Here is a 22,302-nt window from a genome sequence, read left to right on the forward strand (position 1 = left end):
CCTTCCCTGGTCCGGTGGTCCGACAGCGGGGGTCAGAAGTCCGCCATCACGTTCTGGATCCAGGTGAGGCTGGTGGGCGTGCTCGCGAACCGGAAGCCGGAGTCGTCGGGGCATCCCGCGTTGCCCCCGGAGACGACCCCCACCTGGTAGCGCTGTCCGTCCACGAGCTTGAACAGCGGCCCGCCCGAGTCCCCGTAGCAGGTGCGCCCGTTGAGCCCCGACGTGCGGATGGCCCGGCCGCCGAACACGTCGTCGGCGTCGATGCTCTCGACCCGCATGGTGGCGCGCTTCAGCACGGTGCTGGGGGCGCAGGTCGCGCAGGTCCGGCCCCAGCCGAACACATAGGTGGTGGCACCGACCTCGGGGTTGGCGGTGGCGAGGCGGACCGGCTCGGCGTTCGCGGAGCGGTCGAGCTTCAGCATCGCGATGTCGTGTTCGGTCCTGACCTTGGAGTCGGAGACCGCCACGACGCCTCCGCCGCTGGTGCGGTCCAGGCTCTTGACCCGGACCGTGAGCTGGGAGTCGGGGATCCTCTCGCCGTCGGGGTACAGGCAGTGCCGGGCGGTCAGCACCCACCGGTTGTCGACGATCGACCCGGAGCACAGGAAGTTCCCGTTGCGGTGGAGGGCCGCCATGCCCCTGGACGAGTCGGCGGTCTCGCCGCCGATGATGCCCTCGGGGCCGCCCTTCCCCACCGCCTCGGTCTTCCCGGCGACGGGCGCGCCGGCGGGCGGCGCGGAGTCCGCGGCGGCCGGGCCGGCGGCCCCCAGTCCCAGGGAGATCACGGAGACGAGAGAAAGGACGATTTTCCCGAGCGTCTTCGAACGCACCTGTTTCCACCTCACAGAGAAAGGAGTCTCCGGGACAGTACCTTCGAGCGCGTGCCCGAACAATCGGTTTCACGCCACACCGAACACGCCGACGGCGTTTTGCCGAAACCGCAGGAAACCCGCCAGGAGTCGACATACAGTGCCACCGAGAGGCCCGTGAGCAGGGGCTTCGCCCCTTTGGGAAAGAAGTGAGGAAACCGGGGAACTCGACGCCCCTCCCTCGGCCGGGTTTCTCGGAATACTCGGATCCGGAAATCCGGAATCGCGAACCGCCCATTCCGGAAAGCGGCCCGCCGGGCCGGCGGCACCGGGGCGCCCCGCCGCGGAACGCGGACGGCCGCACCCCGCCGGGAGCGGCGGGGTGCGGCCGGTGGACGCGGAGCGGCCCGGTGGGACGTCAGTCGCGCACGGGGACCTCGGCGTACGAGGGGTCGTCGGCGGGCGAGGAGAAGACGAGCCTCGCGCCGGACGGGTTGTGCTCGGTGTAGAGCGGGTCGACGGTGTCGACCACCACGGCGAGCCGGTGTCCGGCCGGGACGTCGTACGCCGCCGAGTACAGCTCCAGATCCACGCCGAACGCCTCGCCCGGCGTCCTGTCGTGGAAGGTGAACGGCGCGTGGGTGATCAGCTTGCCCACGCCCAGCGGCCCCACGTCGTAGAGGTGGGCGACGAAGGTGCCGCTGGACCTGTTGCCGGTCACCGTCGTGTGCAGCTTCACGGTGCCGCGGATCCGCCGCTCGGCCGTGTACCGCTCCGACTGCCAGACGGCGGCGCGCCAGTCGGGCAGCAGCGGTACGGACACCGTCGGCGGGAGACCGGTGAGCCGGTCGAAGATGCTGGAGAGGAAGACCGTTCCGCCGCTCGCGCCCGAGTCGGTGTTCGCCAGGACCCGGTCGGTGCCGTTCAGTTCGATCCGCTCGGCGCCCGAGGGCACCGCCTTCCAGCTCGGGTAGCCCTCACGGGCGCCGCCGCGGGCGGTGAGCTGGACGGGCTGCTCGGCGTCGATGCCGTTGTCCTCGCCCTTGAGGTGGTGGTCGAGCCAGCGTTCGGCGTTGTTCCACACGTCGTTGGGCAGCCCCAGCAGACCGGGCATCTCGGGGGTGGCGTGGTCGCCGGGGCGGAACTCCAGGCGCTTGGGGACGGTCAGCTTCTCGTAGAAGTCGGCGTACTGGTTGGGCGGGAAGATCGAGTCGCCCCAGGCGTTGCCCAGCATGATCGCGGCGCCGCCCGCGTTGATGCGGTCGACGTAGGTGGCCGCGGAGCGCTTCCCGCCCCAGGCGATCATGTCGGCCTCCTTCTCCAGGTCGGAGGAGAGGAAGCCGGTGATGACCTCCTGGAACTCCTCGCCGGGGCGGCCGGTGAGGTAGCCGGCGCCGGTGAGGAAGGCGGCCGCCTGCCTGTGCTGGGTGCGGCCGCTGTAGATGGAGCCGACGAGGTCCGCCCAGCCGCTCATCGCGACCACGGCCCTGATCCGCTCGTCGAACGCGGAGGCCAGCAGGCTGATGCCGGCGCCGTAGGAGATGCCGGCCATCCCGACGCGCTCGGGGTCGGCGGGGGTGTTGGCCAGCGCCCAGTCGATGACCCTCGAGGCGTCGGCGACGTCGGGCGGACCGGCGACCTCGATCTCGCCGCCGGACTGCCAGAAGCCGCGCGAGTTGTAGCTGAGCACGACGTAGCCGGAGTCGGCGAGCTTCCGCGCCTGGGCGAGGTACTCCACCTGCGGCATGGACCAGCTGGTGGGGAGGACGACGAGGGGGTGGCGGCGCTCGCCGTCCCGGTCCCCGGGGATGACGACGTTGGCGGCGAGCGGCGTGCCGCCGTCGCCGGGTATCTCGACGAAGCGGACGGACGGCGCGGCGGTCCCGGCGTGGGCGGGCGCCGCCGGACCGGTGACGGTCCCGGCCAGCACCGCGGCCGAGGCGGCGGCGACGGCGGTGGACGTGCGCAGGCGCCTGTGAGGGTGTCGCATGGGCCCTCTCCTGGTTCGGTCTCCGGCGTGGGGAGCCGGTGGCTGGGTGGGGAGACGACCTGAGACTAGGCGCAGCCCTTACCGCTGGTAACCCCCTGGTGAGTCACGCATCCGCAACGTTCCCCGCCCCGGCCCGGCCCCCTGGCCTCAAGGGCGTGGGCGCTCCCGGGGCCGCGGTGCCGCCCCTCCGGGGCGCCGCGCCCACCCCTTCGAGGGGGCACACGGCCGTTGCGCGGTGGCGGGCGCCGCGGGGGACGCCGGCCGGCCGGCGAACCGCCGGAGGCCGGCGCGCGGGTGCGCGCCCCGGCCCGCCCCTACTCCCGCCGCCCCGGGCTCTCCTGCCGCTCCTGCCGCTCCTGTTGCTCCAGTGCCTCCGCCAGCACCTCCGCCAGGTGGCGGGCGCGCCGGCCGCCGAGCTGGGCGAGCTGGGTGCGGCAGGAGTAGCCGTCGGCCAGCAGCACCGTGCCGGGGGCGGCGGCGCGCACCGACGGCAGCAGCTTCTCCTCGGCACAGGCGGCGGAGACCTCGAAGTGCCCCTTCTCGAAGCCGAAGTTGCCCGCCAGCCCGCAGCACCCGTCGCTCAGCTCGCCGGTCAGCCCGGCCCGCTCCCGCAGCCGCCGCTCCGCCGCGTCGCCCAGGACGGCGTGCTGGTGGCAGTGGGTCTGGCCGGCCACCGGGCGGTCGAGGCGCGGCGGGGTCCAGTCGGGGGCGTACTCCTCCAGCGCCTGCGCGAAGGTGCGCACGGAGGCGGCGAGCCGCTTCGCCCGCGGGTCGTCCGGCAGCAGCTCGGGGGCGTCGGTGCGCAGCGCCGCCGCGCACGGCGGCTCCAGGACGACCACCGGAAGTCCCGCCTCCAGTACGGGTTCCAGCCGGTCCAGGGTGCGGCGCAGCACCCGGCGCGCGCCGTCGAGCTGGCCGGTGGAGACCCACGTCAGACCGCAGCAGACCCGGCCCGCGCCCGGCGGCGGTACGACGTCCAGCCCGGCCGCCTCCAGCACCCGTACCGCCGCCTCGCCCGCCTCCGGGGAGAGGTGGTCGGTGAAGGTGTCGGGCCACAGCACGACGCGCGGTCCGCCGCCGCCGGGGTTCCCGCGCCGGTGCCTGCGCCACCGGCGCAGGAACGGGGCGCGCGGCAGCGGCGGGATCTCCCGCTCCGGCGCGATGCCGCCCAGCCGCTTGGCCGGCGCCGCCAGCGGGGTGCGGGCCAGGGCGTTGAGCAGCGGTGCGGTGCGGGTGGCGGCCACCGCGCGCAGCCACAGCGGCAGCCGGCCCATCGTGTAGTGGGACATCGGACGGCGGCGGCCCGCGTAGTGGTGGTGCAGGAACTCCGCCTTGTAGGTGGCCATGTCCACCCCCACCGGGCAGTCGCGGCGGCACCCCTTGCACGACAGGCACAGGTCCAGCGCCTCGTGCACCTCCTCCGAGCGCCAGCCGCCGGTGACCACCTCGCCCGCCAGCATCTCGTGCAGCAGCCGGGCCCGGCCGCGCGTGGAGTGCCTCTCCTCGCCCGTCGCCCGGTAGGAGGGGCACATCACGCCCGGACCCCCGGCGGGGTTGCGGCACTTGGCCACCCCCACGCAGCGCCGTACCGCCGCCGTGAAGTCGCCGCCGTCGTCCGGGTAGCCGTAGACCACCGGGAGGGGATCGCGCGGCAGCGGCGCGAAGCGCAGGTTCTCGTCCAGGCGGTGGGGGCGCACCAGCATGCCGGGGTTGAGGCCGCCGTCGGGGTCCCACAGGTCCTTGAAGCGGCCGAACAGCTCCACCGTCTCCGGCCCGTACATCCGCGGCAGCAGTTCGGCGCGCGCCTGCCCGTCGCCGTGCTCGCCCGACAGCGAACCCCCGTGCGCCACCACCAGGTCGGCCAGGTCGGCGGAGAAGCGGCGGAAGCGGGCGATGCCCGCCTCGCCGATCAGGTCGAAGTCGATGCGCACGTGGATGCAGCCGTCGCCGAAGTGCCCGTACGGCAGCCCGCGCAGCCCGTGGTCGGCCAGCAGGGCGCGGAAGTCCCGCAGGTACGCGCCCAGCCGGGCGGGCGGGACCGCGCAGTCCTCCCAGCCGGGCCACGCCTCGCTGCCGTCGGGCATGCGGGTGGCGGTGCCGGAGGCGTCCTCGCGCACCCGCCACAGGGCGCGCTGCCCGGCCGGGTCGGTGACCAGGGCGTGGCCGGCGGCGTCCCCGGCCGCGGCCCGGCACAGCCGTTCGGCGGCGGCGCGCGCCCCGGCCGCGTCCGTACCGCCGACCTCGACGAACAGCCACGCCCCGCCCCGGGGGAGCGCCGTCCGCTCGGCTTCGGGGACGAGGTCGCCCGCCATGCCCTCCACGGTCAGCGGCCCGTACGGGAGGAGCGTGACGGCCGCCTCGGCCGCCGCGCTCTCGTCCGGGTAGCCGAGCACCGCCAGCACCCGCGCGCCGGGCCGCTCCACCAGCCCCACCGTCGCGGCCGTGACCACCCCGAGCGTGCCCTCGCTGCCGGTGAAGGCCCGCGCCCAGTCCTCCCCGCGCTCGGGCAGCAGCGCGTCCAGCGCGTACCCGGAGATACGGCGCGGCAGTTCGGGGAAGCCGGTGCGCAGCCGGGCGAGTTCCCCGCGCACCAGCTCCCGCACCCCGGCGCGCAGCCGCTCGGGCACGCCGTCCCCGCCGCGCGTGAGCCGGGCCCGCTCACCGCCGTAGGTGAGCACGTCCAGGGCCCGGACGTTGTCGGCGGTCGTGCCCCAGGCCACCGAGTGGGAGCCGCAGGAGTTGTTGCCGATCATCCCGCCGAGCGTGCAGCGGCTGTGGGTGGAGGGGTCGGGGCCGAAGGTCAGCCCGTGGGCGCCGGCCGCCCGGCACAGGTCGTCCAGGACCACGCCCGGCTGGACGACGGCGGTGCGGGCCCCGGGATCGACCGACAGGACCGCGTCCATGTGGCGGGTGAGGTCCAGCACCACCCCGGTGCCCGTCGCCTGCCCGGCGATGGACGTCCCCCCGCCGCGCGGCACCACCGGCGTCCCGTGCTCCCGGCACACCGCGAGCGCCGCCGCCACGTCGTCGGCGTCGCGCGGCGCGACGACGGCCAGCGGCACCCGCCGGTAGTTGGAGGCGTCCATCGTCACCAGCGCGCGGGCGCCGGCGTCGTCGGCGACCTCGCCCCGTACGGCGGCCCGCAGCGCCCGCGCCACCTCCCGCGCCCTCCCGCGCTCCTCCGTCCGCGCCGTCCGCGCCGTCCGCGCCGTCCGCGCCCGCTCCCGTGCTGCCCTCGCCGCGTCACCCATGGCACCAGCGTGCACTCCGGCCCGGCGTCACCGGTACCGGGCGTCCCACGGCGCGTCTCGCGGGATGGACGCCTCACGGAACGCGCGGCGAGTACGGACTACGCTTCGGAGCGTGGCCGATCTCCAGATTCCCGCAGACATCAAGCCCGCCGACGGACGATTCGGTTCGGGCCCGTCCAAGGTGCGGACGGAGGCGCTGAGCGCCCTGGCCGCCACCGGTACGTCCCTGCTGGGCACCTCACACCGCCAGGCTCCGGTCAAGAACCTGGTCGGCAGGGTGCGCGAGGGAGTGAAGGAACTCTTCGGGCTGCCGGAGGGCTACGAGGTCGTCCTGGGCAACGGCGGCTCCACCGCCTTCTGGGACATCGCGACCCACGGCCTGATCGAGTCGAAGTCCCAGCACCTGTCCTTCGGCGAGTTCTCCTCGAAGTTCGCCAAGGCCGCCAAGCTCGCCCCCTGGCTGGCCGAGCCGACCGTCATCTCCTCCGACCCCGGCTCCCACCCGCAGCCGGAGGCCGAGGCGGGCGTGGACGTGTACGCCCTCACCCACAACGAGACCTCCACCGGCGTCGCCATGCCGATCACCCGCGTCCCGGGCGCGGACGAGGGCGCCCTGGTGCTGGTGGACGCCACCTCCGGCGCGGGCGGCCTGCCGGTGGACATCGCCCAGACCGACGTCTACTACTTCGCCCCGCAGAAGTCCTTCGCCGCCGACGGCGGCCTGTGGCTGGGCGTGTTCTCCCCGGCCGCGCTGGAGCGGGCCGAGCGGATCGCCGCGGGCGACCGCCACATCCCGGCGTTCTTCGACCTGCCGACCGCGATCGACAACTCCCGCAAGAACCAGACGTACAACACCCCGGCCGTCGCCACCCTCTTCCTGCTGGCCGACCAGCTGGAGTGGATCAACGGCCAGGGCGGTCTGGACTGGGCCGTCTCCCGCACCGCCGACTCCTCCTCGCGGCTGTACGGCTGGGCGGAGAAGTCCGCGTACGCCACGCCGTTCGTGGCCGACCCGGCCCGGCGCTCGCAGGTCGTCGGCACCATCGACTTCGCCGAGGGCGTCGACGCCGCCGCGATCGCCAAGGTGCTGCGCGCCAACGGCATCGTGGACACCGAGCCGTACCGCAAGCTGGGCCGCAACCAGCTGCGCGTCGCGATGTTCCCGGCCGTCGAGCCGGCGGACGTCGAGGCGCTGACGGCCTGCGTGGACTACGTCGCCGAGCGGCTCTGATCCCGAGACCCCGAGGGGCCCCGCGGATCCCGGGGGACCCCGGAGGACCTCCGAGGGCCCGGCCGCCGGTGCGGCCGGGCCCTCGCCCGTTTCCGCCGGGTCCCGGCGAGGTACCCGGCGGCGCATGACCACTCCCGGCACCGGACTCAGCCTCTTCGCCGACGAGCCGCGCGTCTGGCTGGCCACGTACGACCGCGAGGGCGTCCCCGTGGGGACGGCCACCGCGATCGCCGTGGAGGGGGACCGCGCCTACGTGCGCGCGCACGGCCGGTCGGGCACCGCCGAGCGGCTGCGCCGCCGCCCCGAGGCGGAGATCTCCCCCGCCACCCTCGGCGGCACCCCGGCGGGCGCCCCGGTGAAGGTGGACGTGCGGCGGCTGGCGGGCCGCGAGGCCCGGCACGCGGCCCGGCACCTGTCCCGGAAGCGCCCCGTACGGGGTGTGCTGGTGCCGCTGGGCCACCGGCTGATGCTCGACCGGTCGCTGCTGTACGAGCTGCGGCCGGTGGGCGAGCGGTGAGGGACCGGCGGCGAACGGCGCGGCCCCCGCCGCCCCCTCAGTTCGACAGCCGCTGGTAGCGCCGTACCGCCAGGGGCAGGAAGACCGCCGTGATCACCAGCGGCCAGACCACCGCCATCAGCGCCGCGTGCTGCTCGATCCAGCTCCCGCCGCCCGGCACCGGGTTGCCGAAGAGGTCGCGCACGGCGTTCGCCGTGGAGGAGACCGGGTTCCACATCGCGATCGCGCCCAGCCAGTCCGGCATCATCGAGGGCGGGGTGAAGACGCTGGAGATCATCCCGAAGGGGAAGGCGAGCGCGAACAGGTTCCCCGCGGCCTCCTGGTTGGGCACGAGCAGCCCGATGAGGACCCCGACCCAGATCAGCGCGAAGCGCAGCAGGAGCAGCAGCGCGAAGGCGTACAGGGTGGCGAGCGGGCCGCCGTCCGAGCGCCAGCCGACCACCAGGGCGATCACCGCCAGCACCAGCAGGTCCAGCGCGGCGTGCAGCACGTCGGAGACGCCGCGGCCGGTGACCACCGCCGAGGGCGACATGGGCATGGAACGGAACCGGTCGGTGATCCCCCGCTCCTTGTCGACGGCGACGGCCATCGCGGTGTTCATGAAGCCGAAGGCCATCGTCATGGTGAACATGCCGGGCAGCGCGTACGACGCGTAGTCCGCCGTGCCCACGTCCATGGCGCTGCCGAAGACGTAGACGAACAGCAGCACCGAGACGATCGGGAAGCCGAGCTGCCAGGCGATGATGGACGGCTGGCGGGCGAGGTGGGTCAGATCGCGGCGGACGATCGTCCAGCAGTCGGCGAGGGCCCAGTACAGGCGGTTCTCCGGGCCGGCCGGGGCCGTGGTGTCCAGGTCGCTCACGCCGCGTTCTCCCTCTGCTCGGTGCCGGTGACTGCGCCGGTGCCGGTGACTGCGCCGGTATCGGTGCCGGCGGCGGTACCGGTGCCGGTGCGGTGGCCGGTCAGGCGCAGGAAGACCTCGTCCAGGGTGGGGCGGCGCAGGCCGACGTCCTCCACCCCGATGCCCTCGTCCCGCAGGCTCCGCGCCACCTCGATGAGCGCGGCCACCCGGTCGGTGACCGGCGCGTGCACCCGGCGCTCCACGGGGTCGGCGTACGGCCGGGCGCCCCCGTCCGCGACGCGGGCGAGGATCCCGGCGGCGGCGGGCACGTCGGCCGCGTCGCGCAGCACCACCTCCACCCGGTCGCCGCCGACGGCGCTCTTGAGGGCGGCCGGAGTGTCGTCGGCGATGCGCACACCGCGGTCGATCACGGTGACGCGGTCGGCGAGCCGGTCGGCCTCCTCCAGGTACTGCGTGGTGAGCAGCACCGTCGTACCGCCGGCGACCAGCGAGCGCACCGCCTCCCACACCTCGTTGCGGCTGCGCGGGTCGAGTCCGGTGGTGGGCTCGTCGAGGAAGAGCACCTCGGGGGCGAGGATCATCCCGGCGGCCAGGTCCAGACGGCGCCGCATGCCGCCGCTGTACGTCCTGAGCGGCCTGTCGGCCGCCTCGGTCAGCTCGAAGCGCTCCAGCAGCTCCCCGGCCCGCCGCCGCGCGCGGCGGGTGCCGAGGTGGAACAGGCGGCCGAACATCTCCAGGTTCTGACGGCCGGTGAGGATCTCGTCGACCGCGGCGTACTGCCCGGTCAGCCCGATCCGGCGGCGTACGCGGGCCGGCTCGCGGGCCACGTCGTGCCCCGCCACGGCGGCCCGGCCGCCGTCGGGCCGGACGAGCGTGGCCAGGACGCGGACGGCGGTGGTCTTGCCCGCGCCGTTGGGGCCGAGCAGTCCGTGCACGGTGCCGCGCCGTACCGCCAGGTCGAGCCCGTCGAGGGCGTTCCTGCCCCCGCACCGCTTCACCAGCCCCTCCGCCAGCACGGCGTACGGGGATGCGGGTGTGGTCATGGTGTCTCCCTCCAAACCGAGTACAGCGTACCCGATTGTGCGTACACCGTACTCGGTTTTTTCGCGCACCCGTAGGATGGGGGCACGATGACGAGCGAGAACAGCGACCGCGGCTACCTCAAGCGCAGCCTCGACCTCCTGTGGGGCCAGGGGGAGCGGCCCTCCCGGGGCCCCAAGCCGGGCCTGACCCCGGAACGCATCGCCGCCGCGGGCACCGCGGTCGCCGACGCCGAGGGGATCGACGCGCTCTCCATGCGCCGCGTCGCGGCCGAACTGGGCGTCGGCACGATGTCGCTCTACCGCTACGTGCCGGGCAAGGCCGAACTGCTGGAGCTGATGATCGACCGGGCCTACCGGACGATGCCCGGCGACGACGCCCCCCGGGACGCCGACTGGCGCACGGTCCTGCGGTACGTCGCCCACGGCAACTGGCGGATGTACCTGGCGCACCCCTGGCTGCTCCAGACCAGTCTGGCCCGGCCCGTCCTCGGCCCCGGCGCCATGGCCGGCTTCGACTACGCCCTCTCCGGGCTGGCCGGTCTCGCCGTCACCGACCAGGAGCGGCTGGGGTTCATCGCCGCCCTCGACGGCTACGTCGCCGGCTGCGCCCGCACCCACGTCCACGCGGCCCTCGCCGCGCGGCAGACGGGCATCAGCGACGAGGAGTTCTGGACCGCGCACCGGCCCCTGCTGGAGAAGGCCATGCTCAGCGGCGCGTACCCGCACGCGGCGGCCCTCTCGGAGGACACCTTCGCCGTCCCCGGGGAGCGGCTCTTCGAGTTCGGCCTGGAGCGGCTGCTCGACGGTCTGGAGGCGTTCCTCGCCGCCGCGGGCGGGGGGACCGCCGAGCGGCTGGGCGGCGAGCCGGACCGCTGACCGCCGCGGGGGCGACGCCGGGGAGGCACCGGGGATGTGCCGGGGAGGCCCTGACGGGAGCACGGCCGGGCGGACGGGCCGTACGAACGTCAGGGCGGGGGCCGGGACGTGTCAGGGCGTGTCAGGGCATGGGGTCAGGACATGCCGCGCCCGTACAGGACCAGGGCCCAGGCCGCGCAGCCGAACGAGGCGGTGGCCGCCACCGCGCGGACGGTGTTCCAGGCGACCCACGCGGACTCGAAGCGCTCCCGCACGGCTGCGAGGTCGCCGACGGCGTCCGGCTCGCCGGCGGCGTCGAGCCGCTCGTTGAGCGGGACATTGGCGGCCGCGGTGACCGCGAACACCACCAGGTACAGCGCCAGCGCGGCGGCGGTGAACGGCAGGCCCGCGCGCTCGCCGCCGGTCCACTGCAGGACGGCGGCGGCGGCGAGCGCGACGAGCGCCCCCAGGAAGCAGCTCATGAACCAGCCGTTGAGGATCGCCCTGTTGATCTGCCGCATCGCGGCGACGAACGTGCGGTCGTCGCCGCGGCGCAGTCCGGGCATGACGGCGTAGGCGAAGCCCGCGAACAGCCCGGCCATCAGGCCCGCGGTCACCGTGCCCGCCAGCAGGGAGAGGGTCGTGAGCGTCCTCATGCCGCCGCCTCCCGGGTGCGGGCGGCGGCACGGTGGGTGGGCTTGCGCATGTGGATCTCCTTCGCTGGGGGAACGCGGTGGTCGATGGGCCGGGCCCGGGCAGGGGCCGGCCCCGGGTCAGGAGCCGCCGCTCCCGCGCCGCTTCGAGCGGCGCAGGGCGAGGATCAGGACGGCGCCCGCGGCGAGGGCGAGGCCGAAGCCGACGGTGCCGCCCTCCTCCCCGCCGTCCTCCCCGCCGCCGTCGCCGCCGTCGCCGCCGCCGTTCGGCGCGTCCGCGCCGCCCGCGTCCCGCTTCCCGTCCCCGGCCCGGTCCGGCTCCTCCTGCCGCGCCTCCTCCGGGAGCTGATCGCCGGTCAGCGGCATCGGCTGCACGGCGCTGCGCTCGCCCTCCGTGCCGTACAGCAGGGTCCGGCCGTCCGGGGTGAAGGTCATCGACTCGCCCTGGCGCTGCACCGGCACCGTCAGCCGCCCCAGCTCCCGGGGCGCGCCGTCCTCCCAGGCGTACACGGTCCCGCCGAAGTAGCCGCGCACCGCCAGCCGGGTGCCGTCCGGGGAGAAGGCGGCGTCGGTCGCCCACAGGCCGATGTCCGCGACGCGCGTGAAGGTGTTCACGCCGGACGCCGAGAGCTTACCGGGACCGGCGTAGAGGGCGCCGCCGTCCTCGCGCTTGCTGACGATGTACACCCGCCCGGTGACGGGATGGACGGCCAGCGACTCGGCGTCGCGCGGGCCGTCGGCGTAGCGCACGGTGTGGCGGGTGACCGGGACGGCCTGGTCGGCCAGCCTCTCGGGCTCGGCGAAGCGGTAGATCCACACCTCGGGCCACCGGCCGCCGAAGTTGTCGCCGATGTCGCCGACGTACACGCCGCCGTCCGGGCCGACCGAGACGGCCTCGACGTCGCGCGGTTCGACGCCGGTCAGGGTGATCGTGGCGACGGTCCTCCCCGTCCGGCCGTCGACCGCGTAGACGTACGGCCCGTCGTCGCTGTCGTTGTGCGTCCAGTACACGCCGGGGTGGGCGCGGCTGGCGGCCAGGCCGCTGGACTCGGTGATCCGCTCGTCCTCGATCGTGAAGCCGTCGGCGGCGGGGTCCGCCGCCGACGCCGTCCCGGCCGTGCCCGCCCCCGCCACCCCGATCACCGTCGCCGCGCCCAGGGCGCGCAGAAGCCTCCGCATGGGCCAAGCCTGCCATCCGCGCGCGGGTGCCCCGGACCGCCGGGTGAGGGGCGTCACGTCGCACGCCGCGGCCGCCGTCCGGGAGGATGTGCGGATGCGCGTGCTCCTCGTCGGCGACTCCATGACCATCGGCAGCGCCGGCGAGCACACCTGGCGCCACCGCATGTGGCGGCACCTGGAGCGCACCTGCGGCTCCCGCGGCGAGGCGTACGAGATCGTCGGCCCGCGCGACGCGCTGTACGACAAGGCCGCCGGCGCCCCGGTGTCCCAGGACTACGCCGACCCGGACTTCCCCGTGCCCGCGCGCCGCCACCTCGCCGGCTGGGGCGAGGGCTGGCTGCACATGGCGCCCCTGATAGCCGGCGCGGTGCGCGAACACCGCGCCGACACCCTGCTGGTCTTCCTCGGCCTGATCGACCTCGGCTTCTACACCGGCTCCGACGCCACGGCCGGCAACGTCCACCGCTTCCTCGCCGGGGCCCGTTCCGCCGAGCCGGGCGTACGGGCCGTGCTGCTGCCGGTGATCCCCAACGTGCGGGCGCGGGACGACGCCTTCTTCGCCGCCGAGTGCGAGCGCTTCAACGAGCTGCTGGCCAAGTCCGTGGCCGAACTGTCCACCCCCGCCTCGCCGCTGCTGCTGGCCTCGCCGCCGCACGACTGGGACCTGGCCCGCGACACCTACGACGGCACCCATCCCACCGCCCGCGGCGAGCACCGCATCGCCGCGGCCTTCGCCGACGCGATGCACCAGGCGTGGGGGATCGGCGGTCCGTACGCGCCGCCTTCCGGGGAGTGACGGCGCGTCCCGGCATCCGGGAATCCGGAGCCCCGTGTTCCAGGCCGTGCGGGTCGCCCTTGCCTTGAGTCCGCTCCAACGCGTTGGCTGGTGCCCATGAAGTACACGCAGCTCGGACGCACCGGTCTCAAGGTCAGCCGCCTGGTCCTCGGCACGATGAACTTCGGTCCGCAGACCGACGAGGCCGACAGCCACGCCATCATGGACGCCGCGCTCGACGCGGGCGTCAACTTCTTCGACACCGCCAACGTCTACGGCTGGGGCGAGAACAAGGGCCGCACCGAGGAGATCATCGGCAACTGGTTCGCCGGCGGCGGCGACCGCCGCGACAAGGTCGTCCTGGCCACCAAGGTGTACGGCAACATGGGCGCCGACGGCGACGTGTGGCCCAACCACGACAAGCTCTCCGCGGTGAACATCCGCCGTGCCGTCGAGGCCAGCCTCAGGCGGCTCCAGACGGACCACATCGACCTGTACCAGTTCCACCACGTCGACCGGAACACGCCGTGGGAGGAGATCTGGCAGGCGATGGACGTCCTGGTCCAGCAGGGCAAGATCCTCTACGCCGGGTCGTCCAACTTCGCGGGCTGGCACATCGCGCAGGCCAACGAGGCCGCCGCCCGCCGCGGCAGCCTCGGGCTGGTCAGCGAGCAGTGCCTGTACAACCTGGCCGAGCGCCGCGCCGAGATGGAGGTCGTCCCGGCCGCGCAGGGCTACGGCCTGGGGGTCATCCCGTGGTCGCCGCTGCACGGCGGTCTGCTGGGCGGCGCCATCCGCAAGGAGAGGGAGGGCGGCGGCGCGCGCACCACCTCCGGCCGCTCGGGCGACGCCCTGGCCAACACCAAGGTCCGCGAGCAGATCCAGGCGTACGAGGACCTGCTGGACGGGCACGGCCTGGAGCCCGGCGAGGTGGCCCTGGCCTGGCTGCTCACCCGCCCGGGGGTGACCGGCCCGATCGTCGGCCCGCGCACGCGCGAGCAGCTCGACTCGGCGCTGCGCGCGGTGGAGCTGGAGCTGGGCGAGGAGCTGCTGGCGTCGCTGGAGGAGATCTTCCCCGGTCCGGGCCCGTCCCCGGAGGCGTTCGCCTGGTGATCCCGGCGGCGGGCGCCGCGCCGGGCGCCGCGCGGTGACGCGTACGGCCGTCCGTCCCGCCGAGCGGGCCGGGCGGCCGTCCCCGTCGTCGGCGGGCCGTCCGCCCGGCGGGATCGGGGCGGGTCGGGCGGGTCAGCTGAGGAGAGCCGCCAGCGCCACCACGACGAGCATCAGCACCAGGGCACCGCTCACGATGCGGGTACGGGTCTTCGGATCCACGCCCCCACGGTAGCCCGCCCGGTCAGCGGCCCAGCGGCCAGGCCGCCAGCGTCTCGTAGCGGGGGTGCTCCCCGGGGATCCCGGACCGGGGCAGGCGGCTGCGGACGAGGGCCAGCTCCTCCGCCCGCCACGTACGTCCCGCGAAGTCCTCCAGGGCCGCCGCCAGGGGGCGCAGGTCCGGGCCCGGGCCGCGGTGGGCGGCGCGGGCGACGGTCAGGTGCGGCCGGTAGGGGCGGTCCTCGGTCGGCACCCCGGCGCGGTTGACGCCGGCGGTGACGGAGGCGGCCAGCCGGCGCAGCGGCTCGCGGCCGTCGCCCACCCCGGCCCACAGCACCCGGTCGCCGAACCGGCCGCCCCCCGCCAGCCGCAGGTCGAAGGGGTGGTGGCGGTGGGCGGCGCGCTCCAGGCGCTCGCGCAGCCCGGGCAGGAGGCCGTCGTCCACCTCCCCCAGGAAGGCGAGCGTGAAGTGCCAGCCCTCGGGGAGGACCCAGCGCAGCCGGTCGGCGCCGGGCAGCGCCTTCAGCCGGTCCACCTCCTCCGCCAGTTCCGCGACGGCGGCGGGGGGAGGCAGCACGGCGGTGAAGAGTCTCATGGGAGGAGTCTCACGCGAGGCGGCGCCTCACGCGAGCACCTCCCTGCGGTGGTCCCGCTCCCCGTCCGGCGCGGAGGCCGGGGCGCTGGGCGGCGCGGCGGCGGGGGCGGAGGCGGGGACGGTCCGGTTCGGGGAGGCCGGGGTCCGGTCCGGGGCGGGACCGGTGCCCGTTATGCTCTCCTGCCCCTCCCCCCGCGCCACCGGGACGAACGCCAGGACGCGACGGCCGCGGCGGAGGTCCACCCTCAGCCGCAGCCCGCCGATCCGGGCCAGCACCAGGCCGGTCGCGACGGCGGCCAGGGCCGAGACCAGTCCGCCGGCCAGGAAGCCGACGCGGGGGCCGTGGACGTCGGTGATCCAGCCCATGAGCGGCCCGCCGATCGGGGTGCCGCCCATGAACACCATCATGTACAGGCTCATCACCCGGCCGCGCATCGCGGGGTCGGAGGCGAGCTGGACGGTGGCGTTGGCGGTGACGTTGAAGGTCAGGCCCACGGCGCCGATGGGCGCCATCAGCAGGGCGAAGAGCCAGAACGACGGGGAGACGGCGGCCGTCACCTCCAGCACGCCGAAGATCAGCGCCGCGCCGACCATCACCCGCATCCGGCTCACACCGCGCCGGGCGGCCAGCAGCGCGCCGACGACCGAGCCGACGGCCATCAGGCTGTTGAGCAGGCCGTAGGTGCCCGCGCCCTCGTCGAAGACCTTGTCGGTGAAGGCGGTGAGCCAGATCGGGAAGTTGTAGGCGAAGGTGCCGACGAAGCCGACGAGCGTGATCGGCCAGATCAGGTCCGGCCGGCTCGCGACGTACCGCAGTCCCTCGCGCAGCTGGCCCTTGGCGCGCGGGGCGCGCTCGACGGGGTGCAGCTCGGCGGTGCGCATCATCAGCAGGCCGGTGATCGGCGCGATGAACGACAGCCCGTTGAGCAGGAACGCCCAGCCGCTGCCCACGGCCGTGATCAGCACGCCGGCGACGGCCGGGCCGACCAGGCGGGCGGACTGGAAGTTGGCGCCGTTGAGGGAGACGGCGTTGGCGAGCTGGTCGGGGCCGACCATCTCCGAGACGAAGGTCTGCCGGGCGGGGTTGTCGACGACCGTCGCCAGGCCCAGGACGAAGGCGAGCGCGTAGACGTGCCAGACGTGGACGTGGCCGCTGAGGGTCAGCGCGGCGAGCGCGAGCCCGGTGAGGCCCATCGCGGTCTGGGTGATCAGCAGCAGCCTGCGCTTGGGGTAGCGGTCGGCGATGACACCGCCGTACAGCCCGAGGAGCATCATGGGGAGGAACTGCAGCGCGGTGGTGATGCCGACGGCCGTCGCGGATCCGGTGAGGCTGAGGACCAGCCAGTCCTGGGCGATGCGCTGCATCCAGGTGCCGGTGTTGGAGACGAGCTGTCCCATGGCGAACAGCCGGTAGTTGCGGATGCGCAGCGAACTGAACGTCGAGGGTTTCGCGGCGGCCCCGGCGGCGGTGGTGGTCTTCCTGTTTCCGTCAGGTGCGGGTGCGGAGTGTGCTCCGGGTCCCGAACTCAATCGGCTTCGCCTCCTCGTGGTGCGACTCCTTACTTACAGGTGCGCGAGCTTCTCCAGGACGGGCGCGGCGGCGCGCAGGCGTGCCCACTCGTCCTCGTCGAGCTGCCCGGCGAGCTCGGCGAGCCAGGCGTTCCGCTTGGCGCGGCTCGCGGCGAGCATCGCCTCGGCCTGCTCGGTGCGGTTGACCACCTTCTGGCGGCGGTCGTCCGGATGCGGCTCCAGCCGGACGAGGCCCTTCGCCTCCAGCATCGCCACGATGCGGGTCATCGACGGCGGCTGTACGTGCTCCTTGCGCGCCAGCTCGCCGGGGGTGGCGGAGCCGCAGCGCGCGAGGGTGCCGAGGACCGACATCTCGGCCGGGCTCAGCGACTCGTCGACGCGCTGGTGCTTGATGCGGCGCGCCAGGCGCATCGTGGCGGAGCGGAGGGCGTTGACGGCTTCGGCGTCCTCGCCCCGGGACAGATCCGGCATATTCATTAGCCTAACTCATTACCTCGCCTAAGGACTAATCCGGAGAGGGTGCGGACGGGGTGGCTTTCATCACCCCTGCGAGCGAGTCCGCGGGGAGAACCGACGCACGTCCCCCGCCTACCCCGAGACCGCGTCCCCATGGAGTCCACGGATGGGAAGGTGCTCAGCCTACGGACGGGCGGCGCGCCCCTCGAAGGGTTCCGCCGCCGTGCCGCACAACGCGGAACGAGCGCCCGGACCGTGCGGTCCGGACGCTCGTCCGTGGCGGTTCCGCCTGATGCGCCGCCGGGCGGCTCGGCCGGTCCCCGGCTCAGCCGATCCCCAGCGCCTGCTGGATCGGGTCCAGCAGGAAGTAGACGAGGAAGCAGGCGCCCACGGCGTTCAGCAGCCACGGGATCTCGCGGAAGCGCCCGGTGGCGGTGCGCAGCAGGATGTAGGAGAGCACGCCGATGCCGATGCCGTTGGTGATGCTGTAGGTGAACGGCATGGAGATCAGCGTCAGGAACGCCGGGACCGCGACGGTCTGGTCGCTCCAGTCGATCTCCCGCACGTTCGAGGCCATGATCAGGAAGCCGACCACGACCAGCGCCGGGGTCGCGGCGTGCGACGGCACCACGGTGGCCAGCGGCGTGAAGACCAGGGCCAGCAGGAACAGCGCGCCGGTCATGATGTTGGCCAGGCCGGTGCGGGCGCCCTCGCCGACACCGGCGGTGGACTCCACGAAGCAGGTGTTGGCCGAGCAGGAGCCGAAGCCGCCGCCCGCGACGGCGACGCCGTCGGTCATCAGGATGCGGCCCATGCCCGGCAGCCGGCCCTCGTCGTCGGTCAGCTTCGCCTCGTGGCCGACGCCGATGATGGTGCCCATCGCGTCGAAGAAGCCCGACAGCAGCACGGTGAAGACGAACAGCGAGCCGGTCAGCACGCCGACCTCCGCGAAGCCGCCGAAGAGGCTGACCTCGCCGATCAGGCCGAAGTCCGGGGTGCTCACGATGCTCTCGGGCACGTTGGGCACGGCCAGGCCCCACGCGGCGTCCGGGATCTCGGCGACCGCGTTGACCGCCACGGCCACCACGGTCATCACGACGATGCTGATCAGGATCGCGCCCTTGGCCTTCCGGACGACCAGGACGAAGGTCAGGGCCACGCCGAGGACGAAGACGAGCACCGGCCAGCCCGTGAGGTGCCCGCCCTGCCCGAGGCCGAGCGGCACGGTGGTGTGGGCCGCGTCGGGGTTGCGGGTGACGAAGCCGGAGTCCACCAGGCCGATGAGGGTGATGAACAGGCCGATGCCGATCGCGATGGCCCGGCGCAGCCCGCCGGGTATGGCGTCCATGACGCGCTCGCGCAGCCCGGAGGCGACCAGCAGCATCAGCACCAGGCCGGCCAGGACCACCATGCCCATGGCGTCGGGCCAGCTCATCTGGGGCGCGAGCTGGAGGGAGACCACGGCGTTGATGCCGAGCCCGGCGGCCAGCGCGATGGGCACGTTGCCGATGACGCCCATCAGGACGGTGGTCAGACCGGCCATCAGCGCGGTGGCGGTGACGAGCTGGGCGTTGTCGAGCTGCTGGCCGAACTTGTCCGTGCCCGCGCCGAGGATGATCGGGTTCAGCACGACGATGTAGGCCATCGCGAAGAAGGTGGCGAGTCCGCCACGCAGTTCGCGGCCCACGGTCGAGCCCCGCTCGGAGATCCTGAAGAAGCGGTCGATGCCGTTCCTGGGCGGCTGGGGTCCGGATTCGTTGCCGGAGGTGCCAGGGGTGTCTGGCGTGGCCGGGGTGGCGGTGGCCGGAGCGGACATGCGTGACCTTCGCTGGGCGGTTCGGGGGTGTTCTTGGAGGTTCCTCCAACGGGAACCGGTGAATCCAAGGTGCTTTCAGTATGAACGCACTACTTCCGAAAAGGCCACGCGCGGGGGGAGGGATTCCCGGGATCCGCCGTGACGCTCCCCACACCCGTCCTCCACCCGGACGCCACTCCCGGGTCGGCCGCGGCCCCGCCCCTCGTTACGCTGGTCCGGAACGCCGCGGCACGGACGGGCGACGGGGTGACGGGAAGCGAGAGGGCCGGACGATGGGCTTGAGCAGGTGGACGAGCGGGGAGCGCGAGGCACCCGAGCCCCTGGAGGGCAACGTCGTCGCCACCGTCGTGGGCGGCACGGTCATCTGGTTCACGCTCTTCCTGGTCCAGCTCCCCTTCTACGGCTGGTTCGCCGACCACGGCCGCACCTGGTGGCTGTGGACCTGCCTGGCGGGCGGCGTCCTGGGCCTCTACGGCATCTGGTTCGTCCGCCGCCGCGAGGCGGGGCTGCGCCGCGAGCGCCTCGCGCGGGAGAGCGGCACGGACACGGCCCCGGACGGACCCGCGGCCTCCGGCTGACCCGGCAGGGCCTCCGGGAAGCCGGACAGTCTTCCCCGGTCTCCGTCCCGGGACACCTCCACGTGGGCAACAACACGCGCGCGGAAGCGCCTCCGCCTCGTACTGTCTGGGTCATGACGGAACGGGCTGAGACAGTACGAGGCGGACGGGGCGCCGCCGAGCCGCACGACGGCACGGCGCTCGCCGTGCCGGGCCTCCGCGCGGACGGGGACACCGCACCCGCGGACACCGGTACGGACACCGCCACAGGCACCGCCACCGCCACAGGCACGGACGCGGCCACCAGAGCCGCCGCCGGGGCGGCCGTGGACGCGGCCGTGGAGGCGGTCGCCGCGGCAGCGGCTCCGGCGGCCGCGGGACAGGCCGGGCCTCCCGCCACCCGGGCCGCCGGCCTCACCTCCGCCGAGGTCGCCGAGCGCGTGGCCCGCGGCGAGGTCAACGACGTCCCCGTGCGGTCCTCCCGCTCCACGGCCGACATCGTCCGCGCCAACGTCTTCACCCGCTTCAACGCCATCATCGGCGTCCTCTTCGCGATCATCCTGGTCGTCGGGCCCATCCAGGACGGCCTGTTCGGCTTCGTCATCCTCGCCAACACCCTCATCGGCATCGTCCAGGAGCTGCGCGCCAAGCGGACGCTGGACAACCTGGCCGTCATCGGCGAGGCCAAGCCGACCGTCCGCCGCGACGGCGTCAGCGCCGAGGTCCACACCAACGAGATCGTCCTGGGCGACCTGGTGGAGCTGGGCCCCGGCGACAAGGTCGTCGTGGACGGCACCGTCACCGAGTCCGACGGCCTGGAGGTGGACGAGTCCCTCCTGACCGGCGAGGCCGACCCCGTCCACAAGCGGCCCGGCGACACGGTGATGTCCGGCAGCTTCGTCGTCGCCGGCGGCGGCTCCTTCACCACCACCAGGGTCGGGCGCGAGGCGTACGCGGCCCAACTGGCCGAGGAGGCCTCCCGCTTCACGCTCGTCCACTCCGAACTGCGCAGCGGCATCAGCCAGATCCTCAAGTACATCACCTGGATGATCGTCCCGGCCGCGGCCGGCCTGGTCCTCAGCCAGCTCCTGGTGGAGGACCACAGCGTCGACGAGGCGATCCGCCGCATGGTCGGCGGCATCGTGCCGATGGTGCCCGAGGGCCTGGTGCTGCTGACCTCCATCGCCTTCGCCATCGGCGTCATCCGGCTCGGCCGCCAGCAGTGCCTGGTGCAGGAGCTGCCCGCCATCGAGGGCCTGGCCCGGATCGACACCGTCTGCCTGGACAAGACCGGCACCCTCACCGAGGGCGGCATGGACGTGGCCGAGGTGCGCCCGCTGGGCGGCGCCGACCCCGCGTACGTGCGGCAGGTCCTCGCCGCGCTCGGCGGCAGCGACCCGCGCCCCAACGCCAGCCTGAAGGCCATCGTCGACGCCCACCCCGCCGACGGCGCGGTCGGCTGGACGTGCACCGGCGCCCTCCCCTTCTCCTCCGCCCGCAAGTACAGCGGCGCGGCCTTCACCGAGCCCGGCGGCGAGGACTGCACCTGGCTGCTGGGCGCCCCCGACGTCCTGCTCGCCGCCGGCTCCCCCGCCCTCGCCGAGGCCGACCGCCTCAACGAGCGGGGTCTGCGCGTGCTGCTGCTGGCCCGCTCCTCCCTCGCCCTGGACGACCCCGCCCTCCTCGCCGGCCCCGCCGGCACCCGGCGCGCGGTCGAGTCCGCCGTCGAGCCCACGGCCCTGGTCGTCCTGGAGCAGCGGCTGCGCCCCGAGGCCGCCGACACCCTGCGGTACTTCGCCGACCAGAACGTCTCGGCGAAGGTCATCTCCGGCGACAACGCCGTCTCCGTCGGCGCCGTCGCCGCCAAGCTCGGCCTGCCCGGCGCGGAGTCCACCGTCGACGCCCGCACCCTCCCCGGCGACCGCGAGGAGCTGGCGGCGGTCCTGGAGGACGGCACGGTCTTCGGCCGCGTCACCCCGCAGCAGAAGCGCGACATGGTCGGCGCCCTCCAGTCGCGCGGCCACACCGTCGCCATGACCGGCGACGGCGTCAACGACGTCCTGGCCCTGAAGGACGCCGACATCGGCGTCTCGATGGGCTCGGGCTCGGAGGCCACCAAGGCCGTCGCCCAGATCGTGCTGCTCAACAACTCCTTCGCCACCCTGCCGTCGGTCGTCGCCGAGGGGCGGCGGGTCATCGGCAACATCGAGCGCGTCGCCAACCTCTTCCTCACCAAGACCGTCTACTCGGTGCTGCTGGCCCTGCTGGTCATCTGCTCCCAGGTGCCCTACCCGTTCCTGCCCCGCCACCTGACCCTGCTGGGCGGCCTGACCATCGGCATCCCCGCCTTCTTCCTGGCCTTGGCCCCCAACAGCGAGCGCGCCCGCCCGCACTTCGTGCGGCGCGTGATGCGGTACGCGGTCCCCTCCGGCCTCATCGCGGCGACCGCCACCTTCACCGTCTACCTGCTGGCCCGCCACCACTACACCGGCCCCGACGCGCTGGCGGCCGAGACCAGCGCGGCGACGCTGACGCTGTTCCTGGTGGCGCTGTGGGTGCTGGCGATCATCGCCCGCCCCTACACCTGGTGGCGGATCGGCCTGGTGCTCACCATGGCGTCGGCCTTCGTGGTCGTCCTGGTCACCCCGTTCCTCCAGGACTTCTTCGCCGTCCGCCTGGTCGGCACGGCGATGCCGTGGACGGCGGTCGGCGTCGCGGTGGCGTCGGCGGCCGTCCTGGAGGCCGTCTGGCGCTGGATCGGCCGCCGCTTCCCGGACTGACCCGGTCCGGCCCGGATGCGGCCCGGACGGGCCCCGCACGTGCGACCGCCCCGGACCCCGCCGGTGTCCGGGGC

At 74.3% G+C, this 22,302-nt stretch carries 18 protein-coding genes; 7 read left to right on the top strand and 11 right to left on the bottom strand.

Annotated features, from left to right (window positions below):
• Nucleotides 1-32: 32 nt before the first annotated feature.
• The 3 genes from QC029_RS20500 to QC029_RS20510 all read right to left on the bottom strand — a co-directional run bounded on the left by QC029_RS20500 (nucleotide 33) and on the right by QC029_RS20510 (nucleotide 6,050).
• The gene (locus QC029_RS20500) at nucleotides 33-830 is read right to left on the bottom strand and encodes a serine protease (protein ID WP_279557174.1); all 798 of its coding nucleotides are present in this window, start codon (nucleotides 828-830) and stop codon (nucleotides 33-35) included.
• Between the two features lie 397 nt (nucleotides 831-1,227).
• Nucleotides 1,228-2,799, bottom strand: a complete 1,572-nt coding sequence (locus QC029_RS20505) for an alpha/beta fold hydrolase (RefSeq protein ID WP_279557175.1) — start codon at nucleotides 2,797-2,799, stop codon at nucleotides 1,228-1,230.
• A 314-nt stretch (nucleotides 2,800-3,113) separates the two neighbouring features.
• Nucleotides 3,114-6,050 (bottom strand): FAD-binding and (Fe-S)-binding domain-containing protein, encoded by a 2,937-nt coding sequence (locus tag QC029_RS20510; protein ID WP_279557176.1) that lies wholly within the window; start codon nucleotides 6,048-6,050, stop codon nucleotides 3,114-3,116.
• Between the two features lie 112 nt (nucleotides 6,051-6,162).
• On the opposite strand from QC029_RS20510, the gene serC reads away from it, so the two are divergent.
• Nucleotides 6,163-7,281, top strand: coding sequence for a phosphoserine transaminase (gene serC / locus QC029_RS20515; RefSeq protein ID WP_279557177.1), 1,119 nt, complete (start codon nucleotides 6,163-6,165; stop codon nucleotides 7,279-7,281).
• A gap of 124 nt (nucleotides 7,282-7,405) precedes the next feature.
• A complete protein-coding gene (locus QC029_RS20520) occupies nucleotides 7,406-7,798 on the top strand; it encodes a pyridoxamine 5'-phosphate oxidase family protein (RefSeq protein ID WP_279557178.1) in 393 nt (130 codons plus the stop codon).
• A 37-nt stretch (nucleotides 7,799-7,835) separates the two neighbouring features.
• Here the strand turns inward: QC029_RS20520 and QC029_RS20525 are convergent, their stop codons facing one another.
• Entirely contained in the window at nucleotides 7,836-8,660 is an 825-nt protein-coding gene (locus QC029_RS20525) for an ABC transporter permease (protein WP_279557179.1), read from the bottom strand.
• Entirely contained in the window at nucleotides 8,657-9,703 is a 1,047-nt protein-coding gene (locus QC029_RS20530) for an ATP-binding cassette domain-containing protein (protein WP_279557180.1), read from the bottom strand. The genes QC029_RS20525 and QC029_RS20530 overlap by 4 nt, the downstream gene beginning before the upstream one ends.
• 87 nt (nucleotides 9,704-9,790) lie before the next feature.
• Here QC029_RS20530 and QC029_RS20535 point away from each other — a divergent pair, with 87 nt between their 5' ends.
• Nucleotides 9,791-10,579, top strand: a complete 789-nt coding sequence (locus tag QC029_RS20535) for a TetR/AcrR family transcriptional regulator (RefSeq protein ID WP_279557181.1) — start codon at nucleotides 9,791-9,793, stop codon at nucleotides 10,577-10,579.
• 134 nt (nucleotides 10,580-10,713) lie between these two features.
• Here the strand turns inward: QC029_RS20535 and QC029_RS20540 are convergent, their stop codons facing one another.
• Together QC029_RS20540 and QC029_RS20545 are read right to left on the bottom strand one after the other, a co-directional pair.
• Nucleotides 10,714-11,214 (bottom strand): DUF1772 domain-containing protein, encoded by a 501-nt coding sequence (locus QC029_RS20540; protein ID WP_279557182.1) that lies wholly within the window; start codon nucleotides 11,212-11,214, stop codon nucleotides 10,714-10,716.
• 117 nt (nucleotides 11,215-11,331) lie between these two features.
• Complete coding sequence (locus QC029_RS20545) at nucleotides 11,332-12,390, bottom strand: hypothetical protein (RefSeq protein ID WP_279557183.1); 1,059 nt, start codon at nucleotides 12,388-12,390, stop codon at nucleotides 11,332-11,334.
• 94 nt (nucleotides 12,391-12,484) lie between these two features.
• Here QC029_RS20545 and QC029_RS20550 point away from each other — a divergent pair, with 94 nt between their 5' ends.
• On the top strand, nucleotides 12,485-13,186 hold the full coding sequence (locus QC029_RS20550) for a GDSL-type esterase/lipase family protein (RefSeq protein WP_279557184.1): 702 nt from the start codon (nucleotides 12,485-12,487) through the stop codon (nucleotides 13,184-13,186).
• Between the two features lie 96 nt (nucleotides 13,187-13,282).
• On the top strand, nucleotides 13,283-14,278 hold the full coding sequence (locus QC029_RS20555; RefSeq protein ID WP_279557185.1) for an aldo/keto reductase: 996 nt from the start codon (nucleotides 13,283-13,285) through the stop codon (nucleotides 14,276-14,278).
• A 241-nt stretch (nucleotides 14,279-14,519) separates the two neighbouring features.
• On the opposite strand, the gene thpR is transcribed toward QC029_RS20555, so the two are convergent.
• The 4 genes from thpR to QC029_RS20575 form a co-directional block, all read right to left on the bottom strand.
• Nucleotides 14,520-15,089, bottom strand: coding sequence for an RNA 2',3'-cyclic phosphodiesterase (gene thpR / locus QC029_RS20560; RefSeq protein WP_279557186.1), 570 nt, complete (start codon nucleotides 15,087-15,089; stop codon nucleotides 14,520-14,522).
• A 27-nt stretch (nucleotides 15,090-15,116) separates the two neighbouring features.
• Nucleotides 15,117-16,619: an MFS transporter gene (locus QC029_RS20565; protein WP_279557187.1), complete on the bottom strand. Its 1,503-nt coding sequence runs from the start codon at nucleotides 16,617-16,619 to the stop codon at nucleotides 15,117-15,119.
• A 33-nt stretch (nucleotides 16,620-16,652) separates the two neighbouring features.
• Nucleotides 16,653-17,090 (bottom strand): MarR family winged helix-turn-helix transcriptional regulator, encoded by a 438-nt coding sequence (locus QC029_RS20570; RefSeq protein WP_279557188.1) that lies wholly within the window; start codon nucleotides 17,088-17,090, stop codon nucleotides 16,653-16,655.
• A 310-nt stretch (nucleotides 17,091-17,400) separates the two neighbouring features.
• Nucleotides 17,401-18,891: an NCS2 family permease gene (locus tag QC029_RS20575; RefSeq protein WP_279557189.1), complete on the bottom strand. Its 1,491-nt coding sequence runs from the start codon at nucleotides 18,889-18,891 to the stop codon at nucleotides 17,401-17,403.
• Between the two features lie 278 nt (nucleotides 18,892-19,169).
• Between QC029_RS20575 and QC029_RS20580 the strand changes: the two genes are divergently transcribed.
• The gene (locus tag QC029_RS20580) at nucleotides 19,170-19,469 is read left to right on the top strand and encodes a DUF2530 domain-containing protein (RefSeq protein WP_279557190.1); all 300 of its coding nucleotides are present in this window, start codon (nucleotides 19,170-19,172) and stop codon (nucleotides 19,467-19,469) included.
• Between the two features lie 113 nt (nucleotides 19,470-19,582).
• The gene (locus QC029_RS20585) at nucleotides 19,583-22,228 is read left to right on the top strand and encodes an HAD-IC family P-type ATPase (protein ID WP_279557191.1); all 2,646 of its coding nucleotides are present in this window, start codon (nucleotides 19,583-19,585) and stop codon (nucleotides 22,226-22,228) included.
• Nucleotides 22,229-22,302: the final 74 nt, after the last annotated feature.

It is taken from the genome of Streptomyces sp. DH37, from assembly GCF_029813835.1.
Classification (GTDB): Bacteria; Actinomycetota; Actinomycetes; order Streptomycetales; family Streptomycetaceae; genus Streptomyces.